Genomic DNA, 18,910 nt, shown 5'->3' on the forward strand with positions numbered 1-18,910 from the left:
CACTCATCGGACGAGTGCTGGGACAATTCCGGCGATGTGCCGGGCGATCGCGAGGCTCGACGTGGCCGCGGGTGAGGGCGCGTTGCGGACCAGGACGACGCGGCCGTGCACGTCCACGATGAAGTCGTCCACGAGCCTGCCGTCCCGCGCGACGGCCTGGGCGCGGACGCCGCCCTGCGCTCTTTCCAGGTCGGCGGCGGTGAGCTCGGGGACGTAGCGGCGCGCGGCCTCCAGGAAGGCGCCCTTGGCGAGGGAGCCGTAGACCTCTTTGACGCCGGTACGCCAGTGGGTCCGTGCCATGCGGAGCGTGCCAGGCCAACCCAAAATTTGCCGAAAATTGCCGAGATTTCGCCACTTGTAGCCTTCGTACGCGAGCGCCAGCACCGCGTTCGGCCCCACCAGCACGCCCCCGCCGATCCGCCGCGTCAGATGCACGCCCAGGAACGGGTAGCGCGGATCGGGCACCGGGTAGATGAGGCCGCGCACCAGGTCCTGCGCGGCGCCCTTGAGCGCGTAGTACTCGCCCCTGAACGGCACGATCCGCACCTCGCCCGGCGCGCCCGCCATCCGGGCCACCGCGTCGGTGCCCAGGCCGCCGCAGACCACCAGCCGGTCGAAGGCCAGCCGCTCCCGCCCGGCCATCACCTCGACCTTGCCGGCGCGTTCCCTGATGGCCCTGACCGGGGCCTCCAGGCGTACGGACCCGCCCAGCTCCTCGACGTCCCGCGCGAGCCGGCGGGCGACGGCGGGGAAGTCGCAGATCGCGGTGTGCGGCGAGTGGATCGCGCCGACGCCGACCGCGTGCGGCTCGATCTCGCGCAGCGCGAGACCGTCCAGCTCGGCGATGTCCGGCACGCCGTTCGCCCGCGCCCGCTCGGCCAGGGCCGCGAGCAGCGGCCGCTCGGCGCGCGTGCTCGCCACCACCAGCTTGCCGACCTCCTGGTACGGCAGGTCGTGCGCGGCGCAGTACTCCTTGAGCAGCGCCACGCCCTCCCGGCAGAGTCGCGCCTTGAGCGAGCCGGGCGGGTAGTAGATGCCCGCGTGCACGACGCCGCTGTTGTGCCCGGTCTGGTGGGCGCCGACGTGGCCCTCCTTCTCCAGCACGGTCACCTCGGCGCCCCTGGCGCCGGCCAGCTCGCGCGCCACCGCCAGCCCGACGATGCCCGCTCCCACGACTCCGATCTTCTCCGTCACAAGCCGATTTTCCGACTTACCGCCCGTCCCCGCCATATCCGGCGCGGGGGATCACGTGGCAGCGGCCAGGAATCGCCTGACCGCATCCAGCCACGCCGCTGGCTGATCGATGTGCGCCATGTGCCCTGCCTCCTCCAGAACGACCGCATCCGTGCACGGCGTCAACGGCACCAACGAGGCCGGGAACGTCATGTCCTGGCGTCCGTGCAGCAGGAACAGCGGCACCCCCGACAACCGCTCGACGGCGTCGGGATGGCGGGCCGACGGAAACCGGCCCTCCCGCCAGGCCCGCAGATAATTACCGGTGAAGGTCACCTGCTCCAGTCGCTTGAGGTAATCGGGGAGCGACTCCTCCCGCCAGACATCCAGCGGAGCGGTCGCGAACGCCTCGGCCCGTGTCAGCTCTGCCCCTCGCAGCGGCGAGGTGTCCCAGATCGACGGGTGAGCGGCGCTGCGGCGCTCGTACTCCTCCCATCCGTCGAACGCGTCCGCCGGCACCGGCAGAACGCTGCTGGAGGCCACGATCAGGCGGCGGACCAGGCCAGGAGCCTGAATGGCCAGCCGCTGCGCGATGAGACCGCCATAGGAGAAGCCGAGCACGTCCACCTGTGACGCGCCGATGAGTTCGACGAGATCGGCCACCATCGCGTCGGGAGTGAGCGGCTCGGCGACCGAAGAACGGCCGCACCCACGCAGGTCGGGGAAGAGCAGGCGATGCTCGCCGGCCAACCTGTTCAGCGGCTCCACCAGGTAACTGTGATCCCAGTCGGGGCCACCATGGATGACCAGCAAGGTACGATCCGCGGGGCCGTCGAACTCCCGCACATGAAGCCGCATACCGGGATGCTATCCACCGAAGTGGACCGAAATCGAACGTGAGTACGATGGGCTCATGTACCTGCCGCCGGAGTGGCCGCCCGAGGTCCGTCCGCCCAGCGTCCCCGACTGGGAGACCTCGGCGGTGGCCTGGCTGCTCGACGCGGTGCCGCCCGACTACCGGGCGTACGAGGTGCTCAGGCGGCACCCCGTGGCGCTGGCCGCGATGGCCCGCCACCACGTCAGGTCCGCCGTCGAGGCCGCCCGCGCCGGCTACCGCGCCGCCGCCCTCGATCTCAAGGGCCACCTGCCGCCCCACGCCATCGAGGCCGTGCTCGACACCTACCGCGAGGAGGGGCCCCGGCTGGTGCGGCTGCAGCGCTCGATCGAGGTGGTCGAGCGGGCGCTGCGCGGCGACATCTTCACCGCCACCATGCGCCGCTAGCGGGTGCGCCGGGCCAGGAACGTGATCACGCCGATGGCGAGCACGGCGGCGGCCAGCCAGATGAGGACGTCCGTGCCGGTCAGGCCACCGGAGCCGGCGGCCTGTGCGCTCTCCTCGTTCCCGGTCTCGGTCTCCGAGAGCGTGGGCGTCGGGGTCGGCGTGGGCGTGGGCTGGGCGGCCTCGGGGATCGGCACCCGATAGACCGGGCTGCGCGGCCCCTCGCTGCCGGTGAGCAGCGCCTTGCCGTCGGCCGTGTACGCGATCGACTCCGCCTGCTTGAGGTCCGGCATCGTCACCCTGGTCAGCACCTCGCCCGAGGGCTTGTAGACGGTGGCGGAGAAGTAGGTGCGGACGACGTACGAGGACCCGTTGGGCGCGTACGCGGCGTCCGTCGCCATGATGGGCGCGCCGGTGACCTTGCGCAGCACGTTGACCCGGTCGGTACGGAGCTTCTTGGGGGCCGCGTAGACCGACCCGGCGAACTCCTTGGACACGACGTACAGCCGCCCGGTCCTGGGGTTGACCATGATGCCCTCGGCGTTGCGCGCCCCGTCGGCGTACCGGAAGCGGTAGCGGACGGCGGGCAGGGTGGCGTCGGTGAGGTTGCGCGGCTCCATCACCTTGTAGACGGAGACGTTCGGCCAGGCGCCGTCGAGGTTGTCGCCGATGTCGGCGAACCAGAGCACGCCCCGCCCGGTCGCCGGGTCCTTGGAGGCGGCCATGGCCTCCCAGTCGCGCGCCTCGGCCCCGCGCAGCTGGAAGGTGGCGAGCGTGCGCCCGCCACCGTCCACCGCGTAGAAGACGGGCGCGGCGGCGCTGTCGTTGTGGGTGTAGTAGACGCCGTCGTGGGTGGGCGAGACGGCGAGGCCGCTCGACTCGGTGATGCGCTCGTCCTTGAAGGTGAACAGCTTCTCCATGCCGTCGTCGCCGGGCGCCGCGAGCGCCGGTGCGGCGGGCAGCAGGCACGCGGCCGCCACGACGGCGAGCAGTCTGATCACGAAGTCCCCCACGCCGCCATCATGCCCCACCGGCCGCTCAGGCGGTCGCGACCGCGCCGACGCGGGCGCTGTGCCGGTGGAAGCCCAGCCCCTGCAGCACCACCAGCAGCGCGTTGGCCGCCGTCATGGCCGCCCACAACCCGGTGATGCCCCAGGTCCGCGCCACGGGGACGACGGAGACGAGCAGCAGCCCGTACGCGAGCGCGAAATACCCGAGGCTGGACGACGACCGCTTCAGCGCCGTCAGCCCCATGCCGCGTACCGCCTGCGCCGCGTCGAACGCCGCGGAGACCAGCATCAGCGGCAGCAGCCCGAGCACCCGTTCCCGCACGGCCGGGTCGTCGGTGAACAGCCCGATGAACGGTTGCCCGGCCACCAGCAGCAGCACCGCGACCACGAGCGTCCCCGAGACGGCGAGCAGCGCCGCGACGCGCCCGGCCCGCCGCGCTCCGGCGGTGTCGGGGGCGCGGGCGATCTCGGGCACCGCGGCCTGCGCGATGGACAGCGACACCATCATGATCAGGCCAGTCAGCGTGGTGAGCACGGCGTGGGCGGCGGTGTCGCGGGTGTTGGTGGTGCCCGCCGCGAACGTCACCACGCCCAGCACCGCGAACTTCACCAGCACGGTCGCGGCCAGCGGGAGGCTGACCCTGGCCAGCTTGACGATCTCGCGCGGCCGCGGCCGGCTCTGCCCCACTGGGCGGCCGACGGCCCTGCGCACGTTGAAGACCGCCACTCCCGCCGACGTCACGCCGCCCACCAGCCAGGCGATGCCCACCCCCGTCAGCCCGAGCGACGGCACGAGCAGCGCGGTGAGCCCGCCCAGCGCGACGCCGAAGGTCAGGGTGGGCCAGAGCACGTTACGGTTGCGTCCGAGCGCGACCAGGATGGTGCTGGCGCCGCCGGTGGAGGCGAAGATGAGCACGTATCCGGCGAGGAACCAGGGCAGCAGCCCCATCTCGGCCACCACCTCGTCCGGCACGCCTGTGACGGTGGCGAGCAGCGGCACGCAGACCACCGCGACCGCCCCCAGCGCGCCCGCCGCCAGGCTGAGCCAGCGCGCGTCGCGGATCACCGGCACGGCCGCCGCCGGGTCGTCGCGGAAGGGCGCGACGAACGGCCCCAGCCCGCGCAGCGCCCCCTGCACGGCCGCGGAGGCCGGGTTGAGCACGGCCGTCACCACCGCGAACGCGGCCAGCGTCACCGTGTCGTGCTGCCCCAGCACCGAGGTCACCACCAGCGAGCCGACCATGCCGGCGATCATCGCCAGGCAGAGCGGCACCGCCGCGCGGAGCAGGGTGAGCACGAGCCGATGTCCGGGGGGCGACGCGGCGGAAATCACCCGTCGAGCGTATGGCCTGGAGTGCACTCCAGGTCTTTAGGGTTGGACGTCATGGAATACGTCACACTCGGACGCAGCGGTCTCCTCGTGAGCCCGCTCTGCCTCGGCACCATGAACTTCGGCCCGCGCACGACGGAGGAAGACTCCTTCGCCATCATGGACCGGGCTCACGAGCTGGGGCTGAACTTCTTCGACACGGCCAACGTGTACGGCGGCGTCAAGGGCGAGGGCATCACCGAGACCATCGTGGGCCGGTGGTTCGCTCAGGGCGGGGGCCGCAGGGAGCGTACGGTCATCGCGACCAAGGTCTACGGCGACATGGGCGACTGGCCCAACGAGCGCCGGCTGTCGGCGCTCAACATCCGCCGCGCCGCCGACGCCTCGCTCAAGCGGCTGCAGACCGACTACATCGACATCTACCAGGCCCACCACGTCGACAGGCTCACGCCGTTCGACGAGTTCTGGGAGGCCATGGAGGTCCTGCGCCAGCAGGGCAAGATCATTTACGTGGGTTCGTCCAACTTCGCCGGCTGGCACCTCGCCAAGGCCCAGGAGACCGCGGCCCGCCGCAACTTCATGGGCCTGGTCAGCGAGCAGACCCACTACAACCTCCTGACCCGCGCGCCGGAGCTGGAGGTGCTGCCCGCGGCCGAGGACTACGGGCTCGGCGTGATCCCGTGGAGCCCGCTGGCCGGCGGCCTGCTCGGCGGCGTGCTGCGCAAGATCGACAAGGGCCGCTCGGCCGCCGAGAACATGGTCAAGCAGCTCGACAGGCACCGCGACAAGATCGAGGCGTACGAGAAGTTCTGTGACGAGCTGAACGAGGACCCGGCGAACGTGGCGCTGGCCTGGCTGCTCAAGCAGCGCGCGGTCGCCGCCCCGATCATCGGCCCGCGGACGATGGAGCAGCTGGAGGGCAGCCTGCGGGCGCTGGAGATCGACCTGGACGAGGCCGCCCTGGCCCGCCTCGACGAGATCTTCCCCGGCCACCGCACCGCCCCGGAGGACTACGCCTGGTAGTCCCTGACCGCGTCGCCGGCTGTCACCTCGGCGGCCGGCGGCGAGCAGGGGCAGGCCAGGCCTTGTCAGGCGAGTGCGGCCCCGACGATGACGATCAGCAGGAGCAGGCCCAGCACGACGGGCAGCAACCAGGAGCGAGGACGGTCCACGACGTGGAGCCTAGCTCTGCTCGGCTGGTGCCAGCGCCCATTCGGCGAGTGACTCGTACCTCATCTGGGCCCCGGTGTGGCTGCGGACCAGCTGCACCCGCTCGGCCCGCCACGGCGACCCGCTGAACCCGGAAAGGGCCTCGACCAGCGGCCGGAGATCGGTCTCCGTCTTGGCGCGGGCCAGCGTGAGATGCGGATGGAACCGCTTCTCATCCGTCTGCACGGCCCCGGCCCGCCGCGCCCCCGCCTTGACGGAGTCGGCCAGCCTGACCATGGAGTCGCCGGTGAGGCCGGCCCAGAAGACCCGCGCGCGGCGTACGGAGGAGAAGGCCCCGAACCCGTCGAAGGCCAGCTCAGGGGCGGAATGCCGACGTACGGCGCGGGCCAGCCGCACCTCCAGCTCCGGCAGCACCCGCTCGGGCACCTCACCGAAGAACCCGAGCGTGATGTGCCAGAACGCCCGGTCGGGCCACCGCAGGCCGGGCACCTGCCCGACGAAGGGCTTGATGGCCTCGGCGACCTCATCCAGCACCGCATCGGGCGGCACCACCGCCGCGAACAACCTCATGCCCCTCATCCTGCCGAACGACGCCGAGGCAGGAGAAGCGGACCATGCCGCAGCCGGAGTTACCGGTCGAACTCGCCGAGCTTGACCCCGCCGAGGAAGGCCCGCCACTCATCCGGCGTGAAGACGAGCGCGGAACCGGCCGGATTCTTGCTGTCACGAACGGCGATCATGCCGGGAAGATTGGTGGCGACCTCAACGCAATCGCTCAACGACCTGCAGCTCATCGCGTCCGAACTGGTGGCCAACGCGGTGGAGCACGACGGCGGCCCCTGGGTGCGGATGAGCCTGCTCCCCGTACAGGAGGGGGAACGGAGCTACTGGCGGCTCGCCGTCATCGACCCCGGCAGGCCCGGAGCCGTCCCCCTGCCTCGCACACCGGGCCCGGACGAGCCACGCGGGCGCGGCCTGTGGCTCGTGGACGGCCTGACCGGCGGCTGCTGGGGCACCGACCTCACCCGCGTGGGCGAACGCGTCGTCTGGGCGCTGCTCACCCGCTGACCGCCGCGGCACCTCCGTGGTCGCTCACCCTATGGACGAGGGTTCCGGCCGGAGCGGGTCCTCTCACTTCAGGAGAGATCGAACTCCCCCTTCGACGCGCCGTCCAGGAAGGCCCGCCACTCGTCCCACCGGAACGTCAGGACAGGCCCCTTCCCGTGATCCTTGGTGTCGCGCACGAGGACGCTGTCGTCCGCCCGGCGCATCACCTCGACGCAACTCCCACCGTTTCCGCCCGACGCCTTGGCCTTCGTCCACACGCCAACGGCCAATCCGCCTGTTTCAGACATAGCCCGCCATCACCTCATGAATCGTTTCCCGGCTCCTGTCCAGCGGGTACGCCACGCTGGAAAGGATCTCCCACCGCACGATAAGCGCTTGTACGGTCTCGGCGCGATTGGTCACACGCCCTTCCTCCGCACTTTCCAAGTACGCGTGGTCCGCGCCGCCGTCGAGGAGCGTCGCCACTTCGAACGCGCCGAGACAGCCCGTCGTCAGCCCTGCTGAGAGCGGCACGATCCGCACCGTGACGTACGGGGGCCGCAGGACGTCGAGGATCTTGGCCAGCTGCGCCCGCATGACCTCCCGCCCGCCGACCGGGCGGCGCAGGACGCTCTCGTCGATGAGGGCCGAGTAGAGCGGCGGGCGGGGGCGGGCGAAGACGGTCTGCCGGTGCATACGGAACCGGACGGCCTGCCGCATGCCCGCCTCGGCGACCCCCGGCTCCCCCAGGAACACCTGAGTGGCGTAGTCCTCCGTCTGCAGCAGCCCGGGGATCAGCATCGGCTCCCACGTCCTGATCGTGTGCGCCGACATCTCGACGCGCGGCCACTCCCTGAACCACTTCGGGGCCATGGTGTGGCCCTGAATCACCGGCACCAGCTCCATGAGCTCACCGTCGAGACCGAGCGCCTTCTCCACCGCGCGGGTGTAGTCGCCGGTCGGCTTGCGCATGAGGCGCTCGACATGGCCGACGGCGCTCTCGCTGTAGGGCAGCAGGCTCGCCAGGCGCTCCTGGCTCAGGCCCCGGCCCCTGCGGAACCTGCGCTGCCGCCTGGCGAACTCCTTCCACGCCGCCCGGCCCGGATCGTCCCCCTCAGCTGCCATCTCGCGCTCCTCGGACACGCAGCGTGCTGGCTTACTAACTGTAAGGGAACTGTAGGTCCGCTCCCAGCCCTTGCCGGCCGGCGGAAAGCTCATGCTGGGGAGATTCCGCGTACGAGCCGGATCGGTGGTGTATCCCTGCGACGGGCCGAGGTGACCATGCAAAGAGCGCTAGCGTACACGAGCTTCAAGGTCTGGCTGATCGACGAGCTGGACGACCCGAGACGGCTGCCCGCGCTGGCGCGGCGCGAGGTGCACGCGTGGGTGCGGGACCAACCGGCGCTGGACGACCTGCAGCTCATCGCGTCCGAGCTGGTGGCCAACGCGGTGGAGCACGGCGGCGGCCGCTGGGTGCGGCTGAGCCTGCTCCCCGTCCAGGAGGGCGGAGGCTACTACTGGCGGCTCGCCGTCATCGACCCGGGCGGAAGCGGAGCCGTGCCGCTGCCACAGCGGCCGACTCCGGAGGACACGCGAGGCAGGGGCCTGTGGCTGGTGCACCGCCTCACGGGCGGTTGCTGGGGCACGGACGTCACCCGCGTGGGCGAGCGCGTCGTCTGGGCTCTGCTCCCCCGCACAGAACGAAGCGGGCGTCCGCGTACGGACGCCCGCTTCCCCCACGACGACGGCGGAAATGACTCATGCCATCGCTAGCGCCGACCTCTCCACCCGAGTGGTGATGAGGCGGGTCATCAGGACGGCCGCCCCGGTGCCGACGAGGACCAGGACGCCGGAGAGCAGCACGCCCGTCCGCGGCCCGCCGAGCTCGGACAGCCAGCCGATCAGCGGCGCGCCCACCGGCGCCCCGCCGGTGAAGACGAGCATGTAGATGCCCATCACGCGGCCCCGCATCTCGGGCGAGGTGGCGATCTGCACGCTGGCGTTCGCGGCCGTGTTGATGGTGATCAGCGCGATCCCGGTCGGCACCAGCAGCAGCAGGTAGATCGGGTAGAACGGCGCGACGGCCGTGGCGATCTGGAACAGCCCGAATCCGATCGCCCCCGCGAACAGCACCTTGCGCGACAGCCTGGCCCGCCGCGCGGCCAGCAGGGCGCCGGCGAGCGCGCCGACCGCGAACATGCTGGAGGCCAGCCCGAACGAGGACGCCCCGGCGCCGAACACTTCGCGGGCCATGAGCGCGATCGACATCGAGAACGACTGCGAGAACATCGACACGAACCCGATCAGCAGCACCGGCATGAGGATCTCCTCGTGCTGGAGCACGTAGCGCAGCCCCTCGCGCAGCTGCCCCTTGGCCCTGGGAACGGGCTCGGACAGGTTGAGCTCGGACTTGCGCATGAAGACGAGGCTGGAGATCACGCCGCCGAAGGTCAGCGCGTTGATCAGGAAGATCGGCCCGGTGCCGCCCAGCGCGTAGATCAGGATGCCGGCCAGGGCCGGCCCGACCACGCGCGCCAGGTTGAAGATGGAGCTGTTGAGCGCGATCGCGTTGGGCAGGTCGTTACGGCCGACCATCTCGACCACGAACGCCTGCCGGGTCGGCACCTCCACGCAGGAGATCATGCCGAGCAGGAACGCCATCACGTACACGTGCCACACCTGGGCGCTGCCGGTCATCGTCAGGATGCCGATGGTCAGCGCGAGCCCGGCCATGAGGGTCTGGGCTCCGATGAGGATGGGCCGCTTGGGGTAGCGGTCGGCGAGCACGCCGCCGAACATGCCGAACAGCAGCATCGGCAGGAACTGCAGGGCGGTGGCCGTGCCGAGCGCGGAGGCGCTGCCGTGGGTCAGGTCGAGGACCAGCCAGTCCTGGGCGGTGCGCTGCAGCCAGGTGCCCACGTTGGAGACGGCGCCCCCGGCTGCGAACATGCGGTAGTTGCGAACCTTGAGAGACCGGAACATCCCGGTCCTGGGTTCCTCAGGCTCTAGATCTGGCTGAGCTTCTCCAGAATCGGCGCCGCCTGCCTGAGGATCGACCTCTCCTCCGGCGACAGCTCCTTCAACCGCTGCGCCAGCCACGCCTCCTTGCGGCGGCGTTCCTCCTTCAGCAGCTTCTCGGCGGCCTCGGTCACCGAGACGGTCACCTGGCGCCGATCGGTCGGATGCGGGGTGCGCGAGACCAGCCCGCGTTCCTCGAGCGCGGCGATCACGCGCGTCATCGAGGGCGGCTGCACCTTCTCGAGCTCGGCCAATTCGCCGGGGGTTATCCCGGAATGCCGATGCACCGCGGCGAGGGTCGCGAACTGGGTGGCCGTCAGCGAGTGTGCTGCCGCCTGTCGTCGGAGTCTTCGGTTCAGCCTGGCGAGTGAAACGCGCAGGGCTGAAGCGAGACCTGCGTCGCTGCGCAGGTCCATCTTGGGCTTGGTGTTGGTTAGCATGAGTCATTACCTTTGCTAACTATACGGCATGGCAAGATATTTCCTGAAATCAAGGTCTTCTGTCCCCTTGATACCCGAGAGCCGCCCCGCGTGCGCGGAGCGGCTCCCGAGCCCTCTTTCTACAGGTCCGTACGGCCTCCTCGGGCCGTCAGATGCCGAGCAGCGCCCTGATCGGGCCGATCGCGAAGTAGAGCGCGAACAGCACGGCCACGATCCACAGCAGCGGGTGCAGCTCGCGGCCCTTGCCGCGAACCACCTTGATCAGCACGTACGTGATGAAGCCCGCGCCGATGCCGTTCGACACCGAGTACGTGAACGGCATGATGACGATCGTGAGGAACGCCGGGATGGCGAGCTCGAAGTCGTTCCAGTCGATGTCGCGGACGGCGGTCATCATCATGAAGCCCACCAGCACCAGCGCCGGGGCGGCGGCCTCGTACGGGACGACCGTGACGAGCGGCGCGAAGAAGATGGCGACGAGGAACAGCGCGCCGGTCACCACGCTGGCCAGCCCGGTGCGGGCGCCCTCGGCGACACCCGACGCCGACTCGATGTAGGTGGTGTTCGAGGAGACCGAGCCCGCGCCGCCGGCCGCGGCGCCGATCGAGTCGACGAGCAGGATCTGCTTGGTACGCGGCAGCGTGCCGTCCTCCTGCACCAGCCCCGCCTGGCGGCCGACGCCGACCATCGTGCCCATGGTGTCGAAGAAGTCCGTGATGAGCAGGGTGAACACGAACAGCCCCGCCAGCAGCACGTCGATGCGGACGAAGCCACCGAACGGGTCGAACTCGGTGAACAGCGTGAGCGGGTTGTGGAAGCCGAAGATCTGCTCGGGCACGGAGGGGCGGTTGAGCTGCCAGCCGCCGGGGTTCTCCGGCGAGAAGGCGCCGGCCTTGGCGATCGCCTCCACGATGATCGCGAGGACGGTGGTGCCGACGATGCCGATGAGGATCGCGCCCTTGACCTTGCGGGCCACCAGGGCGGCCGTGGCGAGCAGGCCGATGATGAAGACGAGGATCGGCCACGAGGTGAGGTTGCCGCCGATGCCCAGCTCCAGCGGCGTGCCGGCGGCCTTGCGCACGAACCCGGCGTCCACGAACCCGATCAGCGCGATGAACAGGCCGATGCCCACGCTGATCGCGGTCTTCAACGGGGCCGGGATGGCGTGGAAGATCGCCGTCCGCAGCCCGGTGAGCACCAGGATCGTGATGATGATGCCCTCGAGGAAGACCAGGCCCATGGCCTCCTCCCAGGTCATGACCGAGGCGATGGTGAACGTCACGAAGGCGTTCAGGCCCAGCCCGGCCGCCATGGCGAACGGCACCTTGCCGACGACGCCCATGAGGATGGTCAGCACGCCCGCCACGAACGCCGTGCCCGCGGCGACCAAGGCCACGTTGGGCGCGGAACCATCACCGATGTACTCACCGGTGACGTCCTTGCCGGTGCCGATGATGAGGGGATTCAGCACCACGATGTACGCCATGGTGAAGAACGTGGCCAGACCGCCCCGTACTTCACGGGAGATCGTCGAGCCTCGTTCAGAGATCTGGAAGAAACGGTCGATAGCCGTACGAGTGTCACTCACGACGCGAAGAGTGACAGCACGGATGAGCTGCGAAAAGAGCCAGTGATGAGATCGAGACCCTATTGGAAGCTAGGCTGGATACGTGGACAAGCAGTGGCATCCTGACCCGCCGCCCATCAAAACGAACGACACGGCCGCCGTCGGCGTCGGCACCGGCCTGTGGGCGCTCGCTCTCGTGGTGCTGCTGATCTTCCGACCCGCCCCGGAGAACGCGTGGTGGATCTGGACCTGCGTGACCGGCGTCGTGTTCGGGCTGTTCGGCATCTGGTTCGTCCGCCGTCCCGGCCGCGACTGACATTCGTCATCTCCGCCGGATCCTCGAAGTCATCCGGAAGTGGTGTTTTCACCCACTACATCGGCATATAGCTGTCGAACCATGCTGGACGGCATGAAGAAGCCGATCGTGACGCTCCTGCTCGGAGCGGCGTTCCTCACCGCCTGCGGCAGCGGCGGCTCCCCTGCGCCGCCCAGCGCGACCCCCGCCCCGAGCAGCAGCGACCAGGGCTCCATCGCGTGGGCCGCCTGCACCGACCTCGTGGGCGCCGACGGCAGGCCCGCCACGCCCGGCCCCGGCATCGAGTGCGCCAAGCTGCCGGTCCCCCTCGACTACGCCGAGCCGGACGGCGAGAAGATCGACCTCGCGCTCATCCGCGTCAAGGCCACCGGCGAGCGCCTCGGCTCGCTCGTGTTCAACTTCGGCGGCCCCGGCGCGTCCGGCGTGGACACCCTCGCCACCGCCTCCGCCGCCTTCGCCAAGCTCGGCACCCGCTACGACCTCGTCAGCTTCGACCCGCGCGGCGTGGACCGCAGCGCCGGCGTCCGCTGCGGCGACACCATGGGCAAGCTGCTCGCCGCCGGCCACGGTGCGGACCAGGACAAGCTGGCCACCGAGTTCGCCGCCGCCTGCGAGAAGGACTCCGGCAAGGTGCTGCCGCACGTCGGCACCGTGAACGCGGCCAAGGACCTCGACCAGATGCGCGTCGCGCTGGGCGACGACAAGCTCAACTACCTCGGCTTCTCCTACGGCACCCACCTCGGCGCCGTCTACGCCACCCACTTCCCCAAGAACGTCGGCCGCTTCGTCCTCGACAGCGCCTTCGACCCGACCGTGACGTTCGAGGAGCGGGCGGTCATCCAGGCGGGCGGGTTCGACGCCGCCTTCGAGGCGTTCGCCGCGGACTGCGTCGCCCAGAGCTGCGAGATCGGCGCGTCCCCCGCCAACGTCGAGAAGAACGTCCTGGACCTGCTCGAACAGCTCAAGACCAAGCCCATCAAGGTGAGTGAGCGTGAGCTGACGTACGGGCTGGCGCAGCACGCCGTCATCACCCCGCTGTACGCCAAGCAGAGCTGGCCGGTGCTGGAGCAGTCCGTCGCCGCGGCGCGCAAGGGCGACGGCACCATGCTGCTCGCCCTGGCCGACGCCTACACCGGGCGGCGGGCCGACGGGACGTACAACACGTCCATGAGCAGCCTGATGGCCATCAACTGCGCCGACAACAGCGAGCGGCCCACCGCGGCCGACGTCGAGCGGATGGACGCCAAGATCCGCAAGATCTTCCCGATCCTGTCGGTGGACGGCTCCTTCCCGGCGTGCGCCCACTGGCCGGTGCCGGGCGACGACGAGGCCAAGCGCATCGACGCCACCGGCTCGGCGCCCATCGTGGTCGTCGGCGGCAAGGGCGACCCCGCCACGCCGTACGAGTGGGCCACCGAGCTCACCGACCAGCTCAAGACCGGGATCCTGGTCACGTACGAGGGCGAGGGCCACGGCGCGTACCTGAGCGGCAGCCAGTGCGTGATGGGCCTGGTGGACGCGTACCTGCTGGACGCAGAGCTCCCCGGCACAGGCGCGACCTGCCCCGCCTGACCCGCCCGGGGCCCGCCCGAGCTCAGGTGGGGCGGGTGCGGGCGCGGAAGGCTGCCGCCTTGACGCGGCTCTGGCAGGAGCGGGAGCAGAACTGGCGGACGGCGTTGCGTGAGGAGTCGACGTACACGCGGTCGCAGGGGGCGGCACGGCACACCCCGAGCCGCCCGCCGAGGTCGCTGCCGATGGCCAGGGTGAGCGCGGAGGCGAAGCCCGCGCTCCAGCCCACGGCGAGCGTGTCGTCGGCCCCGTGGAAGTGCACCTGCCACGGCTCTCCAGGCGCCCGGTCGAGCTGCGGCCGGGCGCCGGTGCTGACGACGAGGGCGTTGACGACGGCGGCGGCGTCGTCCTCCCGCCCGGCCTCCATCGCCTCGAACACCCGGCGCACCTTGAGCGTGGTGCCGGCCAGGTAGAGCGCCTCGTCCACGGACACCGCCACCCCACCCGGCAGCACCTCCCCGATCGCGCCCGGCAACTCGTCCCCCTTGGGCGCGGCGTACGGCCTGCTGCCCTGATGACCGTCGGTCAGCGCGTTGACCATCGCGACCGCCGTGTCGAGCAGGATCGCCACGTGACTATCGAACAGCATTTGACCGGTCACCTCTGAAGCCGTAGCGTGCGTGACCGACGTTACCATTGTCGTCGGTCACACAGGGGGATCAAGATGCCGCGCACCGTGTGGTGGCTCCTGCTCGCACGGGCGATCAACCGGCTCGGAGCCTTCTCGCTGGGCTTCCTCACCGTCCTCATGACCACCGACTTCGGCGCCGACCCCGCGACGGCCGGCCTCATCACGGCCGCGTTCGGCGTCGCTACCATCCCGTCCCGGCTGGTCGGCGGCGTGCTCGCCGACCGCTTCGGCCGCCGCCGCACGATCGTCACCGGTCTCACCGCGTGCGCCGTGGCCCAGGCAGGCATCGCGTTCGCCGGGACGGTGGCGCTGGTGGCCGTCTTCGCGGTCCTGCTCGGGCTGGTCTTCGAGCTCTACGAGCCGCCGTCCCAGGCGATCATCGCCGACACCGTACGTCCGGCGCGCCAGGCTCAGGCGTACAGCCTGTTCAACACCGCCATGGCCGTCGGCGGCCTGGGCGCGGGCCTGATCGCGGCCGCCCTCGGCCGCTGGGACCTGCGCTGGCTCTTCATCGTGGACGCCGTCACCTGCCTGGCCTGCGCCACCCTGATCCGCACTGTCCTGCCCAAAGACCCACCCACCCCGCGCCGCCTCGACCCCACCACCACACCCGCGGCCCCTCCAAGCCCCGGCCCCGCTACTGCGCCCATAGCCCCTCCAACCCCCGGCCGTGACCCCGCCCCCGCGCCCGCGCCCGCGCCCGCCCCAGCGGTCTGGCGGGACCGTTCGCTGCTGGTGCTGCTGCTCTCCGGCACGCTGTTCGCCCTCATCGCCATGCAGGTGATCATCGCGATGCCCCTCGCCCTGGTGGCGCGCGGGCTGGCGGCGGCCGACGCCGGCCTGCTGACCGCCGTCTCCGCCGTCGTCATGGTGGCCTGCCAGCCGCTGCTGCCCAAGCTGGCGTCCCTGTCGCACCACACCGCGATGACCCTCGGCTACACGCTGCTCGCCACCGGCCTCGCCGGCTACGCCGTGACAGCCGACCTGCCGGGACACCTCGCCGCCACGGTGGTGCTGAGCGGGGGCGAACTGCTGATGTTCGGCCGCAGCTACGCCCTGGTCGTCGCGATCGCCCCCGAGCACGCCCGCGCCCGCTACCTGTCGGTCTTCGGCACGTCGTGGGGCTTCGCGACCGTGCTGGCCCCGCTCTGCGGCACCTGGCTCATCGAGCAGACGGGACCGGCAGGGCTGTGGGGCACGCTGGCCCTCACCGCCCTGCTCCTCGCCGTCGCGCAACCCGTCGTCGTCAGGCCGCTGCTGGACCGCCCCGCCCTGACGACGACGGGATGACCTTCAGGACAGATCGGCCTCGGCAAGCAGCAGCGGCACCGCCGCCGGATCACGCAGGAGCGCGGCCACCGCGAGCCGGTCGTTCCACTGCCCGGTGGCCCACGCCAGCCCTCTGGCCAGCCCATCGACCCCGGTGCAGTGCACCGACCCCTCGAAGAACCGCCACGCGCACTCGACGCCGTCCACCAGCAGCTTCTCGTGCTCGACATACGTCTCGGGCGCCGTCGGCAGCAACGAGCGCACCTCGGCGGGCACCGGCCGCGTCACCCCCTCGGAGGTGACCTCACCGGAGGTCAGCTCACCGGCCAGCGGTAGGTCGAGCAGCTCGGACAGCGCCTCGGCCAGATCGTACGGGGCCAGCACCAGAGGCCGATCGGCGACGAGCTGAAGCAGGTCAGGCGCCTCCACCACGACGGCGTCGTCGGCCGAGGCCACCACGATGGCCCCGCGCAGCACGGCACGCACCCGCGCGGGCGGCGCCACCCGTGAGGGATCGACGGCGGCGAGCGCCACCCACAGCGACCGCAGCTGCGCCCGATCGACCTCGATCGACTCGTCGGCCATCAGGTCGAGCAGCTCTTCAGGGCCGCCGTGGGAGGCCAGCAGGTCGGGCAGCGTCGTACGGACGCCGAGCATGGACAGCGCCGCCTCGTCGAGCCCCGTGGGCGCGTCGGCGTAGAGGCCCTGCAGCAGCGGGTCGGCGCCGGGCAGCCGCAGCTCCGAAGGCTTGCGCCCGCCGAGCACCGGATGGTTGGCCAGCCACCAGGCCGTGTAGGACGGCACCTCGACACCCTCGACCCGCAGCGGATGCAGCGCGGCCCGCAGCGGCGGCGTGGTCAGCAGCCGCAGCGCGGCCGGCCAGTCGGCCACCAGCTCAAGGTCGCGCACCGCCACGAACTCGGGCACCAGCGGCGGCACGTCGAGGTCGGGCAGCAGGTCGAGCACGTGGTCGAGCCAGTCGGCCTCGCCGTCGAGGTCGTGGTCGCAGTCGTCGGGGTCGAGCAGCACGTCGGCGTCGTGGACGACGGCGAACCCGTCGAGCACGCCCGCCGCCGCCAGCACCCGCGGCCCGTACGCCTCCTCCAGCTCCGACGCCGCCACCCCGAGATGCGTGTCGGGCTCAAGCAGCCCGGCCAGCGCCCCGTCGGCCAGCATCAGCTCGCCGGCCGGATAGAGGTCGCCGTCGCTGCCGCGCAGCGCCAGCTCGGCCAGCCACGGCGCCTCGCCGGGCGCCAGCCCCGACGCCTCGACCAGCGACAGCACGGCCTTCGCGACCGGCTCGGGGTCGGGGCTGTCGAGCGACTGGGAGACCGCGGCCTTGGTCAGCGGGTCGTCGAGCACCGTGCGGGGCGTCGCCTCGGCCGCGCCGAGCCGCAGCAGCGCCGGGTGGGCCGCCTCGGGGTGCACGATGCGCAGCCCGAGCGGCGTCAGGTCGAGCTCGGCGCCGCCGTCGGTCAGGATCAGAGTGCCTCGGGGGCCGCGTACGAGCCGCCCGTCGGTCAGCGGCACCGGCAGCGCGCCCAGCGACTCGGGGTCGTCGGCCGGCAGCACCTCATAGAGCGAACGCCACCACGACGGCTCGCGCCCCTCCACGGCCTCGCCCGACAGCAGGTCGACGACGTCTGCCAGCTCGACCCTGCGCACGCCGAGCGCCGCCATGGCGGGGTGGCGGGCGTTCCAGCCGGCGGGCAGCAGGCCGGGCACGAAACCGGCGATCGCCGCCAGGAACTCGGCGGACGCGCCGGGCACGACGGCGGCCTCGCGGCCGGCCACCACCCAGCCGTCGCCCTCGGGCTCGGGCGCGGGATGCTCGACCCGCCACTCGGCGTCGGGCTCGTAGACCCGCTCGTCAGCGAACGACGGGGTCTGCACGACGGGCGCGGGCGCCGACAGCGCGGGCAGCAGCGGCGTGGCGGGCAGCCGCTGCAGGATCGCCCGGCGGATGCGGGCGTCGAGCTCACCCTTGCCCATCAGCGACGGCACGAGATCGAGCAGCCTGGACGTGCGGGGCAGCTCGCGCAGCAGGCGTACGTAGGCGTCGGCGACCCGCTCGACCAGGAAGTCGGTCAGCGGCCCCTTGGCGACGTGGCGCCGGTCGGTGGCCATCGGGAACGACGCGATCAGCAGCGCGGGCAGGTCGATCGGCTCGTCGCTGGGGGTCGGCGCGTGCACCACGGGCGGCACGATGGCGGGCAGCGCGCCGGGCTCGCCCGTGCCGGTGACCGGGACGGCCCAGCGCAGCGACCAGAACGGGCGGGCCCGCTCCTCGGTGGGCCGGTCGGCGAACAGCCTCGCGACCTCTTCCTGGGTGAACTCGCCCGACTCCGAAACGACGTGCCAGCCCTCGGCCACCACCGTGCGCGTCTCGCCGTCGAGCTCGATCTCGATGCGCTCCAGCGCGGGCAGGCCGAGCAGCAGCGCGGGGCTGGTCTCGGCCAGCATCGTGCGGACCGCCTCGACGCTCGCGTGGTCGCGCAGCGGCAGGCGTACGAGGGTGTCGAAGCCCTCGGGGACGTCGACGAACGGCGGCTCGTCGAACGGCAGCCGCAGCAGCGGCACGTGACCGCCCCGGCCGGCCAGCTCGCCCGCCAGCGCCGGGATGTCGGCCACCAGCGCCGCGGTCTCCGTACGGGACCAGCGGACCGCGCCGTGACCGCGCGAGCCGATGGACGGCGCGTCGCACACCGACACCACCGCCGCGAACCCGACACCGAACCTGCCCGCCGCCCCTGCCTCGTCACGCTTGCCCGAGGCGCGCAGCGTGGACAGGCTCTCCACGCCGGTGGCGTCGAGCGGCGCGCCGGTGTTGGCGGCCGTCAGCACCTCGCCGCGCAACGTCAGCCGCAGCACGCCCGGCACGCCCGCCCGCAGCGCCGCGTCGGCCGCATTCTGGGCCAGCTCGACGATCAGCCGGTCGCGGTAACCGCCGAGCGCGAAGTCCTCCTCCGCGTTGGCGTCCTCGCGGAACCGGGCAGGCGAGGCCGTCCACGCGGACAGGACGGCCGCGCGCATCCGGTCAGTGCCGTAGGTGTCGCTCATCGATCACGATCCTGGTAGAGAGGGTTGGGGG

The 18,910-nt window shown here is 71.5% G+C and carries 20 protein-coding genes; 7 read left to right on the forward strand and 13 right to left on the reverse strand.

Annotated features, from left to right (window positions below):
* Nucleotides 1-3: 3 nt before the first annotated feature.
* Nucleotides 4-1,230 carry an L-2-hydroxyglutarate dehydrogenase gene (gene lhgD, locus ACFFR3_RS18715; RefSeq protein ID WP_364377435.1) on the reverse strand — a complete coding sequence of 409 codons (1,227 nt, stop codon included), beginning with the start codon at nt 1,228-1,230 and terminating at the stop codon, nt 4-6.
* Between the two features lie 15 nt (nt 1,231-1,245).
* On the reverse strand, nt 1,246-2,031 hold the full coding sequence (locus tag ACFFR3_RS18720) for an alpha/beta fold hydrolase (protein ID WP_379483529.1): 786 nt from the start codon (nt 2,029-2,031) through the stop codon (nt 1,246-1,248).
* A gap of 55 nt (nt 2,032-2,086) precedes the next feature.
* Between ACFFR3_RS18720 and ACFFR3_RS18725 the strand changes: the two genes are divergently transcribed.
* A complete protein-coding gene (locus ACFFR3_RS18725; protein WP_345391130.1) occupies nt 2,087-2,455 on the forward strand; it encodes a hypothetical protein in 369 nt (122 codons plus the stop codon).
* Here the strand turns inward: ACFFR3_RS18725 and ACFFR3_RS18730 are convergent.
* Nucleotides 2,452-3,465 (reverse strand): YjiK family protein, encoded by a 1,014-nt coding sequence (locus tag ACFFR3_RS18730; RefSeq protein WP_379483530.1) that lies wholly within the window; start codon nt 3,463-3,465, stop codon nt 2,452-2,454. The genes ACFFR3_RS18725 and ACFFR3_RS18730 overlap by 4 nt on opposite strands.
* A gap of 25 nt (nt 3,466-3,490) precedes the next feature.
* The gene (locus ACFFR3_RS18735; RefSeq protein ID WP_379483531.1) at nt 3,491-4,795 is read right to left on the reverse strand and encodes an MATE family efflux transporter; all 1,305 of its coding nucleotides are present in this window, start codon (nt 4,793-4,795) and stop codon (nt 3,491-3,493) included.
* A gap of 51 nt (nt 4,796-4,846) precedes the next feature.
* Here ACFFR3_RS18735 and ACFFR3_RS18740 point away from each other — a divergent pair, with 51 nt between their 5' ends.
* Nucleotides 4,847-5,815: an aldo/keto reductase gene (locus ACFFR3_RS18740; protein ID WP_379483532.1), complete on the forward strand. Its 969-nt coding sequence runs from the start codon at nt 4,847-4,849 to the stop codon at nt 5,813-5,815.
* A 159-nt stretch (nt 5,816-5,974) separates the two neighbouring features.
* On the opposite strand, the gene thpR is transcribed toward ACFFR3_RS18740, so the two are convergent.
* Together thpR and ACFFR3_RS18750 are read right to left on the reverse strand one after the other, a co-directional pair.
* The gene (gene thpR, locus ACFFR3_RS18745) at nt 5,975-6,532 is read right to left on the reverse strand and encodes an RNA 2',3'-cyclic phosphodiesterase (RefSeq protein WP_345391148.1); all 558 of its coding nucleotides are present in this window, start codon (nt 6,530-6,532) and stop codon (nt 5,975-5,977) included.
* A gap of 59 nt (nt 6,533-6,591) precedes the next feature.
* Complete coding sequence (locus ACFFR3_RS18750; protein WP_364377445.1) at nt 6,592-6,702, reverse strand: DUF397 domain-containing protein; 111 nt, start codon at nt 6,700-6,702, stop codon at nt 6,592-6,594.
* 13 nt (nt 6,703-6,715) lie between these two features.
* On the opposite strand from ACFFR3_RS18750, the gene ACFFR3_RS18755 reads away from it, so the two are divergent.
* A complete protein-coding gene (locus ACFFR3_RS18755) occupies nt 6,716-7,030 on the forward strand; it encodes an ATP-binding protein (RefSeq protein ID WP_364377447.1) in 315 nt (104 codons plus the stop codon).
* Between the two features lie 68 nt (nt 7,031-7,098).
* Here the strand turns inward: ACFFR3_RS18755 and ACFFR3_RS18760 are convergent, their stop codons facing one another.
* Nucleotides 7,099-7,317: a DUF397 domain-containing protein gene (locus tag ACFFR3_RS18760; protein WP_364377449.1), complete on the reverse strand. Its 219-nt coding sequence runs from the start codon at nt 7,315-7,317 to the stop codon at nt 7,099-7,101.
* Entirely contained in the window at nt 7,310-8,134 is an 825-nt protein-coding gene (locus tag ACFFR3_RS18765; RefSeq protein ID WP_364377451.1) for a helix-turn-helix domain-containing protein, read from the reverse strand. The genes ACFFR3_RS18760 and ACFFR3_RS18765 overlap by 8 nt, the downstream gene beginning before the upstream one ends.
* A 156-nt stretch (nt 8,135-8,290) precedes the next feature.
* On the opposite strand from ACFFR3_RS18765, the gene ACFFR3_RS18770 reads away from it, so the two are divergent.
* Entirely contained in the window at nt 8,291-8,782 is a 492-nt protein-coding gene (locus ACFFR3_RS18770; protein WP_364377453.1) for an ATP-binding protein, read from the forward strand.
* On the opposite strand, the gene ACFFR3_RS18775 is transcribed toward ACFFR3_RS18770, so the two are convergent.
* From ACFFR3_RS18775 to ACFFR3_RS18785, 3 genes are all read right to left on the reverse strand, one after another.
* Nucleotides 8,768-9,991, reverse strand: a complete 1,224-nt coding sequence (locus tag ACFFR3_RS18775; RefSeq protein ID WP_364377455.1) for an MFS transporter — start codon at nt 9,989-9,991, stop codon at nt 8,768-8,770. The genes ACFFR3_RS18770 and ACFFR3_RS18775 overlap by 15 nt on opposite strands.
* Nucleotides 9,992-10,014: 23 nt before the next feature.
* Nucleotides 10,015-10,467, reverse strand: a complete 453-nt coding sequence (locus ACFFR3_RS18780; protein ID WP_345391160.1) for a MarR family winged helix-turn-helix transcriptional regulator — start codon at nt 10,465-10,467, stop codon at nt 10,015-10,017.
* Between the two features lie 148 nt (nt 10,468-10,615).
* Nucleotides 10,616-12,055: an NCS2 family permease gene (locus tag ACFFR3_RS18785; protein ID WP_345391163.1), complete on the reverse strand. Its 1,440-nt coding sequence runs from the start codon at nt 12,053-12,055 to the stop codon at nt 10,616-10,618.
* A gap of 82 nt (nt 12,056-12,137) precedes the next feature.
* Between ACFFR3_RS18785 and ACFFR3_RS18790 the strand changes: the two genes are divergently transcribed.
* Nucleotides 12,138-12,350 (forward strand): DUF2530 domain-containing protein, encoded by a 213-nt coding sequence (locus tag ACFFR3_RS18790; RefSeq protein ID WP_345391166.1) that lies wholly within the window; start codon nt 12,138-12,140, stop codon nt 12,348-12,350.
* Nucleotides 12,351-12,443: 93 nt separating this feature from the next.
* Nucleotides 12,444-13,922 (forward strand): alpha/beta hydrolase, encoded by a 1,479-nt coding sequence (locus tag ACFFR3_RS18795; protein ID WP_345391169.1) that lies wholly within the window; start codon nt 12,444-12,446, stop codon nt 13,920-13,922.
* Nucleotides 13,923-13,944: 22 nt separating this feature from the next.
* On the opposite strand, the gene ACFFR3_RS18800 is transcribed toward ACFFR3_RS18795, so the two are convergent.
* On the reverse strand, nt 13,945-14,508 hold the full coding sequence (locus tag ACFFR3_RS18800) for a CGNR zinc finger domain-containing protein (protein WP_364377460.1): 564 nt from the start codon (nt 14,506-14,508) through the stop codon (nt 13,945-13,947).
* A gap of 75 nt (nt 14,509-14,583) precedes the next feature.
* Here ACFFR3_RS18800 and ACFFR3_RS18805 point away from each other — a divergent pair, with 75 nt between their 5' ends.
* Nucleotides 14,584-15,840 (forward strand): MFS transporter, encoded by a 1,257-nt coding sequence (locus ACFFR3_RS18805; protein WP_379483533.1) that lies wholly within the window; start codon nt 14,584-14,586, stop codon nt 15,838-15,840.
* Nucleotides 15,841-15,843: 3 nt separating this feature from the next.
* On the opposite strand, the gene ACFFR3_RS18810 is transcribed toward ACFFR3_RS18805, so the two are convergent.
* A complete protein-coding gene (locus tag ACFFR3_RS18810) occupies nt 15,844-18,879 on the reverse strand; it encodes a sacsin N-terminal ATP-binding-like domain-containing protein (protein ID WP_364377464.1) in 3,036 nt (1,011 codons plus the stop codon).
* Nucleotides 18,880-18,910 lie beyond the last annotated feature (31 nt).

Origin of the sequence: Nonomuraea salmonea, assembly GCF_042428605.1 — a bacterium.
Classification (GTDB): Bacteria; Actinomycetota; Actinomycetes; order Streptosporangiales; family Streptosporangiaceae; genus Nonomuraea; species Nonomuraea salmonea.